The organism is Chitinophaga hostae (genome assembly GCF_018224885.1).
Lineage (GTDB): Bacteria > Bacteroidota > Bacteroidia > Chitinophagales > Chitinophagaceae > Chitinophaga > Chitinophaga hostae.
The window spans coordinates 590,259-602,514 of sequence record NZ_JAGTXB010000002.1; the positions used below are offsets into that span (position 1 = coordinate 590,259).

Below are 12,256 nucleotides of genomic sequence, written 5' to 3' on the forward strand. Positions count from 1 at the left end.
ACTACGGTGATGATTTTTTCACAATTAGTGACGCTCCTTTAACAACCCTGCCCAACCATGGGAAAGGTTCTCTATATTGCCTGTATACTCGTTATGATCAGCACCTGGCAGGAAAATATAGCATTGAACAATGATAGTAATGCCTTCAAGGCATTATATCTGCACCTGATGCCGGGTTTGTCGAAATTTGCCCACTCCTTTGTAAAAGATCCGCTGGCGGCGGAGGATATTGTGGCTGATATTTTTGCTGCCTTATGGAGTAACCGCAGCGGGTTGATGAAAATAGAGCATCTCCGGGTGTATCTTTTTGCCAGTGTCAGAAATGCCTGTATGAACTACCTGCAGCGGCGCGACCGGATCACCTTTTATGCGTTTGAGGACATGGAAGTGTTGCTGGAACCATTGGTAGCCCCCACCAACCCCGAGCAGCAGCTGATCATGGGAGAAATGACGCTGGCCATGCAGGAGGCGATCGATAAGCTCCCTCCAAAATGTAAGCTCATCTTCAGGCTGGCCAGGGAAGAAAAATTAAAGTATAAAGAGATCGCCGCCATTCTCAGTATTTCCGTACGCACGATTGATAGCCAGCTGGCCATTGCCCTACAACGTATCCACGCTGCGGTGGATTCCCACCTTGTAAAATAATTTTTAAATCTTTTTAGGTGATTTGGAAAGTTGGTTTGTCTTATTAACAGGACGAACCAGTTTTTGATGCCTATACAGCGATATTGGATATTAACAGCACGCAAGCTTAATGGTGAAGCAACTCCGGATGAATTATCGGAGCTGGAGGCGTTATTGGCGCAACATGGTGATAAGCTCCGCACCAGTGAAACCCTGGAGCAGGTATGGCAGCAGGAAATGCCGGCAGTATCGCCGGAGGAGGCGCAACGCCTGCTGGCTTTGCTGGAGCAGCGGGTGCCTGAACTGGCGCCGGCAAAAGCGCCCGCCCGGCATTGGCGCAGCCGGTTGGCCTGGGCAGCCGGATTGTTTTTACTCCTTGGCGCCGGTGGTTATTTTTTACTGGTTTCCCGGGCACAAAAAATAACTTCCCACGAAGTAGTCGCCAATCGTGGTACACGCAGCCAGGTGACCTTGCCCGATGGCACCCTGGTATGGCTGAATGCAGGCAGTAAATTAGTGTACGACGACAACTATGGCATCCATCAACGTTTGCTGCAACTGGAGGGCGAAGCCTATTTTGATGTAGCCCGCCAGGCAGATATTCCGTTTGAAGTACGGGTGAAAGACGCTACCGTAAAGGTGTTGGGCACCACTTTTAACCTGCGGGCATACCCGGAGGAAACGATGGTGGAAGCTGCGTTGATCAGCGGAAGCGTACAGTTACAATACAAGCAGCCGGGGAGCACACACCAGGCATTGTTGAAGCCGGGTCAAAAGCTTATCCTGACCCGCCATCCCACAGGCAGCAGCACCTTTACACCACAATGGGAGCTGCTGTGGAATAAACCAAAACAACCAATTACAGAAATTGCCTGGAAAGACAACACGCTTTCCTTTGATAAAGAATCATTTGCCAGTTTGGCCACGCGACTGGAAAGGTGGTATAATATCACTGTTGTATTTGAGCAACCGGTATTGAAGAAACTGGAATTTTCCGGTAGTATAAAAGGAGAACAGATCAATGAAGTAATGACTGTATTAAGCCGCTCTTCCGGGCAGTTTACCTACCATTACAATCAGGCCAGCAGGGTTTTGAGAATAAGCAGGAAATAATTTCACCCAAAATCAGGTATGTTATGCCATTAGTGTAATCACCACAGCAAAATGAAAAAGGGGAGAATGATTGCGGCATTCCCCCCGAAAATGTTATCAGAAACAGACATCCTTGCTTTGAAGGAAAGGGGTGTCTATTGCTTCAACAATCCAACACAAACTTATGAAAAATGACTACAGGAAACAAAGGTTATTGTACCGGCCTTTTTTCCGCAAGTGCTTGCGAATTATGAAAATTACAGCAGTATTAATGATGGCTGCCCTTCTGCAGGTGCAGGCATCCGTAGCCTTCTCGCAAAAGAAATTGAATGTGAATGTGAAAAATGTATCCCTTAAAGAGGTATTACAGCTGATCATGACACAATCGGATTATCGTTTGTTTTATAACGATAACACGCTGCCTGCACAGAAAACAGTGAGTGTGAAATTAAAGGACGCCTCCCTGGAAACAGTGCTCAGCACGGTGCTGGCGGGTACCGGATTTGGATATGAAATACGGCCTTCCGGGCTGGTGCTTATTGAACCCGGCGTCCAGATGCAGGGACTCATTGCGGTATCCGGGAGCGTAACAGATGCCAGTGGCCAGCCTTTACCCGGGGTCACGGTATTAAATAAAAGCACCGGTAAAGGCGCATTAACGGACGATAAAGGCGCCTTTACGCTGAATGTGGACGGAAATGCGGTATTGACCTTTTCCCTGATCGGTTTTACCTCCCAGGAAGTACCTGTAAACAACCGTGCCACCGTGGATGTAGTGCTGCGTACATCCACCAGTAACCTCGACCAGGTGGTGGTAGTAGGTTATGGCACACAAAAGAAAGCCAATCTTACCGGTGCGGTAGGTACCGTAAATGTAGCGCAGGCCTTTAAATCCAGACCGGTTACCAATACGCAGGAATTGCTGGCAGGAACAGTGCCCGGACTCAATGTAAGCAAAGGTTCCGGGGCAGTAGGCTCCGGCGCCAGTCTCAATATCCGGGGTACCTCCACCATCGGCAACAGCTCCGGCGTGCTGGTACTGATTGATGGTATTCCCGGTAATATTAACACCCTTAACCCCAACGATATCGCCAATGTATCTGTGCTGAAAGATGCTGCCAGCGCTGCTATTTATGGGTCGCGCGCAGCCAACGGCGTTATCCTGATCACCACTAAAAAAGGAGCTGCCAGCGCAGAGCCGGTGGTGGACGTATCATCGGGCGTAGGCGTACAACAACCGCAGTTCAGACTCGATTTTGTAGGCGCAGCAGATTATATGAAGCTGTGGGATCAGGCGCTGGTGAACGATGGGAAAGCGCCGGTATACGGGCAAAAAGGACAGGACGACCTGAAAGCTGGTAAGCTGCCGGACAACAGGTGGTATAAAGACATCTACAAGAAAAATACGGTGATCAATAACAACTATGCTGCTGTTTCGGGGCAGAAAGATAATATTGCCTACCGTATTTCGGGTTCCTACGACTACCAGGATGGCACACTGCCCAACAACGACTACCGCCGCTATACCGTAAGGCCCGACGTATCCATAAAGCTGCGGGAAAACCTGTCTGTATCGGCTAATATTCAGTATACCGAAACGCAGATCACAGAACCGCAGGGTGGCACTACCGGCTGGCAATCGCAGGCAGCCCGTATTTCACCTGTTTCTCCGATTTATGCTGCCACAGGACAGTATGGTCTTGGCTCTTCCATGGCCGGTAATCCTATCGCAGGCGTGAACGAAGGTGGTGTGAATAAAAATAAAGTAAAGGAGCTGATGGCGATATTTGATATCACCTATTCGCCACTTAAGAACTGGAACATCACCGGAAACTATGCGAAGTATAGTTATGATGGTTTCTTATCGAGCCGTTTGAATACCTATAACCTGTACGACGATAACGGGAATGTGGCCGCTGTAAAAAACCAGGTAAACAGTTTAAGCAACAAGTCAGACGCGAGCTACCGCAACACGCTGCAATTACTCACCGACTATACCTTCAGCACCGGGTTGCATCATTTTAAAGGACTGCTGGGTTATTCGCAGGAACTTTACAATACCAGCAACTTCTATGCATCGAGGGATGGAATTCCGTTTGCCGGTTTAGATGTACTGGATATTGGAACGCTGAACAAACAAAATGGTGGTAACGCCAATGACGTGGCTATTCGCTCCGTATTTGGCAGGCTAAACTACGACTACGATGGCAAGTACCTGTTGGAAGCCAACATGCGTGCAGATGGATCCTCCCGTTTTGCACCGGGCCATCGCTGGGGAGTGTTCCCTTCTTTTTCTGCCGGATGGAATATACACCGGGAGAACTTTATGGCAGATAATATCGGCTGGATCTCGGAGCTGAAGCTGAGGGCTTCATGGGGTATATTAGGAGATGCAGAAAAAGTGGGATACTATGCCGCTGCTTCTATTTTAAATTTTGTTCCTAATATTTATGGATTTAATAACAGCATCGTGGCGGGTGCTTACACAGATGCTGCCGTGAACATGAATCTCTCCTGGGAAGAAGCAAAGCTGGCCAATATAGGACTGGACGCAGGATTCCTGCAAAATAAAATGGGTTTTACAATTGACTATTTTGTTAACAACCGGGATAAAATCTTATACCAGGCGCCCGTTTCATTGGAGCTGGGTTTGAATGCTCCTTACACCAACCTGCTGGCTATGCAGAACCGCGGACTGGATGCATCGGTTTATTACAAAGATAAACTGGGCGATTTCAATTGGGGGGTGAATGCTAATGTCAGCTTCTCAAAGAATAAGATAACTAATCTCGCAGGCACCGGACCCTGGATTACCGGCAATGCCTATACGGCGGAAAATAACCAGTACCAGTTGCCATATGGTTTGCAGGCGACCGGTCTTTTCCACGATGCAGATGAAATAAAGAAAAGCCCTGACCAGGGACCGAATGTATTTCCCGGAAATATTAAGTATAAAGATGAAAACAACGACGGCAAAATAGATGGCAACGACCGGGTGATATTGAATACAAAGGTACCGGTGCGTTATGCGCTGAACCTGAATGCAGGCTGGAAAAACTTCGACTTCTCCGCTAACATATACGGCACTATGAATACCTACCGTTACATCAGCGGTTATGAAGGCTGGGCATTTTACCTGTCACAAAATGCAAGGCCCATGCACCTGGATGCCTGGACGCCGGAGCATCAGAGCGCCAGTTATCCACGTTTGTCGATCCAGTACACCTCCAATGATACCAAATATTCCAGTTACTGGCTGCGCAAATCCGACTACCTGAAACTGCAGAATGTACAGCTGGGATATACCTTGCCCAAAAGTGTGATCACGCGGCTGAAGATGCAATACCTGCGGGTGTTTGTATCCGGTCAGAACCTGGCCACCTTCAGCGGCTACGACGGCTTTGATCCGGAAGGAGGATATTACCCGTTATCAAGAACATGGGCATTTGGTGTGAACTTAAAATTCTGATGATTATGAAAAAGACCAGCATTTATATAATTGTTATCATAGCAGGATTACTGCAAAGCTGTTCCAAATTTTTGGACAGAACACCATTATCAAACGCTACCTCGGAAGGATTCTGGAAAACGGCCACCGATGCGGAACAGGGCATTAATGCCTTATATGCTACGTTGCCCGATAGCCGCGATTTCTGGCGGGATTGCAGCAGCGATAATTCCGTGATGACCAACGCATGGGGAGAAGGGGGAATGGGATATATCTGCCAGGGCAGCCAGTCGGCCACGGACGATTATATCAAAGAAGAATGGAGATACGATTACATTAACCGGGCATTGACCGCCATAGATAAACTCAACGGCATGACGATTGATGCTGCTAAAAAGAAGCAATATATGGGAGAAGCCCGCTTTATATTGGCCCTCCGCTATTTCCGTATGGCGCAGCTTTATGGAGATATTCCGCTAATCAAAGAAAAACCGGTTTCCATAGAGGAATCCAATGTAGCAAAGCGTCCTAAGCAGGAGGTGCTGGATTATGTGGTAAAGAACGTAGATGATGCTATTTCCATGCTGCCGGATGCTTATACCGGCGCCAATACCGGTCGTATTAACAAGGCGGCCGCGATGATGCTGCGCGCAAATGTATACCTGTACATGGGCAGCTATAGAAAATTTCATGGCGGTGCAGATGATCCGTTGTTATGGAAAGAAGCGGCTAAATCAGCGCAGGATGTGGTAAATACCGGCGCCTACGGATTGGAGAATGATTACGCTTATCTTTTTAAACACGAAGCGAATAATGCCAATAAAGAAGTGATACTGGCATTTCAGTATATCCAGAATGAAATTACAAACATGTTGCCGGTGCTGGCATTGCCTACCGGTTGCTCTATCACAGGGGAAGGCTGGGCGAGTTTTTGTCCTACCCGCGACCTGGTAGATTCTTATGAATGCACAGATGGGAAAAACATACAGTCGTCGGCGTTATACAGCAAAACAAATCCCTGGGAAAACCGCGATGCCCGTTTGAAAAAAACATTCCTGTTGCCCGGAGTGCCCTGTCTGCGCCCCGATGGCAGCTATTCCCCTTATGAGCCGCATCCGTCTTATAACAAGCCGGAAAGAATGAATAATGAAGGTGGTGGCTTAACAGGTTTTATGTATCTCAAATTTGCAGAGCCCGACAATCCCAAGCCAGAGGAAGCCTTCATGAACTTCCCGCTTTACCGGTATGCAGAAACATTGTTGATCCTGGCAGAAGCACTCAACGAATATGACCCGGGTAATCATATGATTGTAACAGCAATGAACCAGGTAAGAGCCCGCGCAGGTTTACCGGGGGTAGACGGATTACTCGGTAACCAGGCTACCATGCGGGAGAAGATCCGGGATGAACGCCGCCATGAGTTTGTAGCGGAACATAAAAGGTATTTTGATATTTTACGTTGGAAAACAGCAGAAATAGTACTGAATAAACCCGCCTACGGTATTAATCAGAATGAAAAAGCAGCGATCGGAGACTGGACCCAACCGGCATTTAAAGCGCAGGACAGAACATTTAATCCACTGAAACATTATACCTGGCCTATACCCCAGGAGGCCCTCGATAAAAATAAAAACCTGGTACAAACCAATTCATGGAAATAAACGATGTCATCTATGGGAATTGAACGCAGAAAGTTTTTAAGAAATATTGGATTAACCATGGCAGGAGCAGTTACACTGCGCCTGCCGGTGGTTGGACGCGCGATAGCAGGAAACAGTCATCATCTGCTCACCACCAGGCAACCGGATGCTGCATGGATTGCTTCCCTGTATGAACGCGGCACGGTAACCACCTATCTGAAAAGCAGGAATGAACTGCAATACATCGGTATGCCGGTCGGTGGCATTATGTGCGGTACCGTGTATCTTGGTGGCGACGGACGTTTGTGGTTATGGGATATTTTTAATAAAAACCAGGAAGGGATAGAGCCTAAGGAAGTGCCTTATAATGCAAACGTATTGGATGGCGGAAAAAAAGTCCGTTCCCGGGATGGGGCCTGCTATATCGCACCGTCAAAAAATATCCGTCCGCTGGACCAGGGATTTGCGTTGCAGCTCACTTATGGCGGGCAAACCATTATCCGCTCATTTGATGAAGCAAGCTGGCCGGAGATCAGCTTTGAAGCCACCTACCCGATGGCCACCATCCGTTATGCTGATCCGTCGCTCCCGGTAGCGGTTACGCTGGAAGCCTTTTCGCCGTTTATTCCGTTGAACGAAGATGATTCAGGATTACCCGTTACTATCCTGTCTTATAAAATAACCAATACCGGTAAAACACCGGTTACCGCCACTGTACTGGGCTGGTTGGAAAACAAGGCGGCTATTTACAGCGCCGGTGATGCGCATGAGCGGGTGAATACCGTGGTGAATGAAAAGAACTGGCGCGGTGTGCATGCTACGGTACGGGTGAAATCCGGTAGCAACGAAGCATTCAGTAAGCAATATGATTATGGTAATCTTTGTCTTGCTGCGCTGGGCAACAAGGTAATGGTAAATCCGCAGCTGCCGGCCGGTGGGTTGTCCGCCACCAGCTTTACGATGATGTCGGCAAAACAGGCGGTAAAAGGTACCGGTGAAAAATTGACCGGTAGTGTGGCCATCCGGAATACAATACTACCTGGAAAGACTATACGAAATGATTATGCCATCAGTTGGTATACCCCAAACCTGTATTTTAATAATATCCAGGGAGAAGGCCGGTATTACACCAACAAATTTACGGATGCCGTAGCCGTGATAAATTATGTACAGAAAAATTACCTGCGGCTGAGCAGGGAAAGCCGTTTATGGAAAGATACCTGGTATGATGCTACGTTGCCCTGGTGGTTTATGGAGCGTACCTTCCTCAACATATCCACGCTGGCCACCACCACTGCGCATCGTTTCCGCTCGGGCCGTTTTTACGCTTGGGAAGGGGTAGGCGCCTGCGACGGTACCTGTACCCACGTATGGCAGTACGCACAGGCAGTAGGCCGTATTTTCCCTGCGCTGGAAAGAGATACCCGGCAACGGGTAGACCTGGGCATCGGTCAGATGCCGGATGGCGGTATTCTTTTCAGGGGGGAAGCGGAAAAGCGGCCCGCGATCGACGGTCAGGCGGGTACCGTGTTGCGTATTTACCGCGAACACCAGATGAGTAAAGACAGCAGCTTCCTGCAACACAACTGGGCTAACATTAAAAAGGCCGCGTTATTTATTATCCACCAGGACCGTAATGGCGACGGGATGGAAGATACACCGATGGAAAATACGCTCGACGCCGTATGGGATGGTGAAATTGCCTGGATAGTAGGATTGTGTATCGCTGCTGTAAAGGCAGCATCGCTGATGGCGGCAGAAGTGAACGACAAAGAATTTGAAACTATCTGTAATGACTATACGCAGAAAGGACAGCGCAATATGGAATCGCAGCTGTTCAACGGCGAATACTTTATTCATCAACCGGATAAGTTGAAAGGACGTTCCGTAATAGGTTCTTATAATACCTGTCATATCGACCAGGTATATGGACAAAGCTGGGCATTCCAGGTAGGTATGGACCGGGTGATAGATAAAGAAAAAACGTTGTCGGCTTTAAAAGCATTATACAAATACAATTACAAACAGGATGTGGGTCCTTACATTGCGGCGCATCCTGGTGGCCGTCCATATGCACTGGCCGGCGAAGCCGGTATGATCCTGAATACCAATCCACGCAACGAGGAATTTCCTTTCGGTGTAAAAAATGCGTGGCAGCTGGGATATTTTAACGAGTGTATGACCGGGTTTGAACACCAGGTGGCCTCGCATATGATGGCAGAAGGAATGACGGAAGAAGCACTAACGCTTACCCGTGCCGTACATGACCGCTATCATGCGTATAAGCGCAATCCTTTTAATGAAATAGAGTGCAGCGATCACTATGCCCGCGCCATGGCCAGCTACGGTACTTTTGTTACTGCCAGTGGCTTCCGCTATCATGGCCCGAAAGGCTTTATGGCATTTGCTCCTGCCCTGAATAAAGATCATTTTAAAGCGCCTTTTGTTACCGCTGAAGGCTGGGGTACCTATACACAAAAGGGAGGTCAGCATACGTTGCACCTGAAGTACGGAACATTGTCACTGCAAACATTGCAGTTTGCCCATACCGGTGTGAAGCTGGCGATTCTCGAAGGCCGGGAGGCGCCGTTGCATTTTACGGAAGAAAACGGATTTGTTACACTCCCGGTGGGACTGGTGCGCCTGCATGCAGGGCAATCCCTTAAAATTACAATTGCATAAGGATGAAGAACTATTTTCATATAGCCGTTGCTGTTATAAGTTTGTTTTCCTGCAAGCCGGAAAACCGGCCTGTAGCAGCAGGGAATACAACCGGGTGGAAATCGCAGCTGGATAGCGTGTTGCCGCTGCTAGGCCATCGCAACTGGATCATTATTGCAGATAAAGCGTTTCCGCTGCAATCGGCCCCGGGCATGGTATACATTAATACTGATGCCATGTTGCCGGAAGTGGCCAGCTATACGCTGCATGAGCTGGGCAAAGGCACTCATGTAAGTCCGTTGCTTTATCTTGATAAAGAGTTGTCGTTTGTGCCGGGATCTGCGGGTTACCGTGATTCGCTGCAAACTATTTTTAAAGGACAGGCTGTACAAACATTGTTACACGATTCTGTTTTTGCGAAGATGGATAAAACGGCAGGGCTGTTTAAAGTAGTGGTGTTGAAAACAAATACTACCCTTGCCTATTCTTCTGTTTTTATTAACCTGGATTGTAAATACTGGAGCGCCGACAAAGAGCAGCAGCTGCGTGCTGCCATGAAAGCCAATTAAAAATATCCTACCTTCCGCTCATAATTGATAAGAAAATGGCGGAATTAAAATTGTTTATGGTCCTGTTGGGATGCAAGCCGGAAGGGCGTCATACCGAACAACATGATGTGTTTTTCGGGATTGGTTACCAGTTGAGGGATCTCATTCCGGATATGCAGGCTTTTTGGCCGGAGGCGAAAGACAAACTGCATATTGATGGATGGAGGGAAGTGAATACGGTAGACGGGCATCAGGTCAGTGTGGTGGAGAAAGAGGCGACGACCCAACAGGACATGCAATTATTTTTTCTGAACCTGGGTGGCTATAAGCCCAATGAAATGGAAGAGTTTCATTACAAGATCCTCAGCGTACAAAAAGATATTGGCGCATCTATCCGGGCATCTAAAGAAACCACTTTTTTTAAGCATACCACTTTTGACGGCGCTGCTTCACACGTAGATGATAAGTATGGCGTGGATGTAGATGATGTACATGCGGTGAAGGACATCTTACCGGCATACCTGAAAGAAAAGTATACGCTGGATATAAAGCCCGCAACTATAACGGCGGTAGATGATATTCACCTGGGATATTTTCAGCTGAGTAAGATATGAATCAGTCATTGCTTATTGCCTGGGAGCAATACCGGGATCTTTATGAGGAGATCAGCGTACCTGCCCGCACTATTTTGCTGGAAGAGGGAAAGGTGGCCCGGTATGCCTATTATATCAGGGAGGGCGGCGTACGTGCCTGGTTTAATAATAAGGGCAAAGAAACCTCTTTCCAGTTCTTTTTTGAAGGGGAAGGCGTATCTGCTATGGAGAGTTTTCGTACGGGACAGCCCAGTATGTATACAATAGAAACATTGTCGGCCGCCAGGTTACTGAAGATCTCAAAAGAAAATTTTGACCTGATCGCCGATAGCACCCCGGGATTTAAGGCGGCGCTGGAGGAGGCCGTTTTTCAGCGTTTATTACATTACCGCAAATTGTTTGTTTGCCAGATCAGGGATACGCCGCAGGAAAGATATGCGACGCTGGTGGCCGACCAACCCCATATTCTGCAGCGGGTTCCGCTTCAATATATTGCTTCCTACCTTGGTATTACCCCGGTTTCCCTGAGCCGTATCCGGAATAAGTTTCAAAAATAATTTCTTAACAATTGTAAAGAGATGCTGTTTTGAGCCGGCCGATCTTTGGCAGACAACAATCAGATCTTTATGAATGCAGCAATTGTAACAACTGCCGGACAGGTACCACAGTATGGTTTTTTCACTGACCCGGTAGCGGGTCCCGGTGAGCAGCTGATCAAAATAAAGGCGGCAGCCCTGCATCCTATTGTAAAGGCCATTGCCGCGGGTAAGCATTACTCGGCGGCGGGAGGTGACCAGCCCTTTATAGCCGGGGTAGATGGGGTAGGTACGAGAGAAGATAGGACCCGGGTTTATTTTGGCAGTTTGCGTAAACCATATGGCACGATGGCGGAGTATAGCGTGTTGGGTGAGAAGTGGTGTGCGCCGTTGCCCGATAATATCAGCGACAGTGTGGCAGCGGCTGTTTTCAACCCGGCAATGTCGTCCTGGCTGGCGTTAAAATACCGCGGACAATTACAGCCGGGAGAAACCGTACTGATACTGGGCGCCACCGGTGTAGCCGGAAAGCTGGCCGTGCAGGTGGCAAAGGAACTGGGTGCGGGCAAAGTGATCGCTGCGGGCCGTAATAAGGCGGTTTTAGCGCAGCTGCCGGTCCTGGGGGCAGACGTGTGTATTTCGCTGGATCAATCGCCGGACGACCTTATAAAGGCCTTTGCCGCTCAACCCTATGATGTGGTGATTGACTACCTGTGGGGAGCGCCGGTGAGTATGCTGCTGGCGGCTATTACCGGTAAAGCGTTAATGAAAGAAGGGCCGCGTACCCGCCTGGTGCAGGTGGGCGCTATGGCAGGAGACAAGATCCAGCTTCCGGCGGAAGTGCTGCGCAGTTCCCGGTTGGAAATACTGGGCAGCGGTGGAGGAAGCATCGCACCGGAGGCTATTTTGAGCACCTTTCCTGAGATTATAAAATGTGTTGCAGCGGGTAAACTTAGCATCGATATCTGCGAGGCGCCGTTGAAAGATGTGGCTGCGGTGTGGAATCTTGAAACGGGTAACGGAAGCAGGATGGTGTTGCTACCCTGACTCCGGACCGGTGAACAACTTACCATGACCGCCTGTCATTATGCGGTTGAAGCTGCCGGGGCATTTT

Annotated in this window: 9 protein-coding genes; all 9 read left to right on the plus strand. The window is 48.6% G+C overall.

Annotated elements, in window-relative coordinates; translation table 11 throughout:
- Window positions 1-57: 57 nt before the first annotated feature.
- The 9 genes from KE626_RS06705 (at window position 58) to KE626_RS06745 (ending at window position 12,189) form a co-directional block, all read left to right on the plus strand.
- Window positions 58-645 carry an RNA polymerase sigma-70 factor gene (locus tag KE626_RS06705; protein ID WP_211972082.1) on the plus strand — a complete coding sequence of 196 codons (588 nt, stop codon included), beginning with the start codon at window positions 58-60 and terminating at the stop codon, window positions 643-645.
- A gap of 66 nt (window positions 646-711) precedes the next feature.
- Window positions 712-1,737, plus strand: a complete 1,026-nt coding sequence (locus tag KE626_RS06710; RefSeq protein WP_211972083.1) for a FecR family protein — start codon at window positions 712-714, stop codon at window positions 1,735-1,737.
- Window positions 1,738-1,966: 229 nt separating this feature from the next.
- Window positions 1,967-5,185 carry a TonB-dependent receptor gene (locus tag KE626_RS06715; RefSeq protein WP_211972084.1) on the plus strand — a complete coding sequence of 1,073 codons (3,219 nt, stop codon included), beginning with the start codon at window positions 1,967-1,969 and terminating at the stop codon, window positions 5,183-5,185.
- A gap of 5 nt (window positions 5,186-5,190) precedes the next feature.
- The gene (locus tag KE626_RS06720; RefSeq protein WP_211972085.1) at window positions 5,191-6,825 is read left to right on the plus strand and encodes a RagB/SusD family nutrient uptake outer membrane protein; all 1,635 of its coding nucleotides are present in this window, start codon (window positions 5,191-5,193) and stop codon (window positions 6,823-6,825) included.
- 12 nt (window positions 6,826-6,837) lie between these two features.
- Entirely contained in the window at window positions 6,838-9,486 is a 2,649-nt protein-coding gene (locus KE626_RS06725; protein ID WP_211972086.1) for a GH116 family glycosyl-hydrolase, read from the plus strand.
- 2 nt (window positions 9,487-9,488) lie between these two features.
- Complete coding sequence (locus KE626_RS06730) at window positions 9,489-10,034, plus strand: hypothetical protein (protein ID WP_211972087.1); 546 nt, start codon at window positions 9,489-9,491, stop codon at window positions 10,032-10,034.
- A gap of 35 nt (window positions 10,035-10,069) precedes the next feature.
- Entirely contained in the window at window positions 10,070-10,627 is a 558-nt protein-coding gene (locus KE626_RS06735; protein WP_211972088.1) for a DUF1543 domain-containing protein, read from the plus strand.
- Window positions 10,624-11,163: a Crp/Fnr family transcriptional regulator gene (locus KE626_RS06740; protein ID WP_211972089.1), complete on the plus strand. Its 540-nt coding sequence runs from the start codon at window positions 10,624-10,626 to the stop codon at window positions 11,161-11,163. Before KE626_RS06735 ends, KE626_RS06740 begins: the two co-directional genes overlap by 4 nt.
- A 69-nt stretch (window positions 11,164-11,232) precedes the next feature.
- Complete coding sequence (locus KE626_RS06745; protein ID WP_211972090.1) at window positions 11,233-12,189, plus strand: quinone oxidoreductase family protein; 957 nt, start codon at window positions 11,233-11,235, stop codon at window positions 12,187-12,189.
- The last annotated feature ends 67 nt before the right edge of the window (window positions 12,190-12,256 follow it).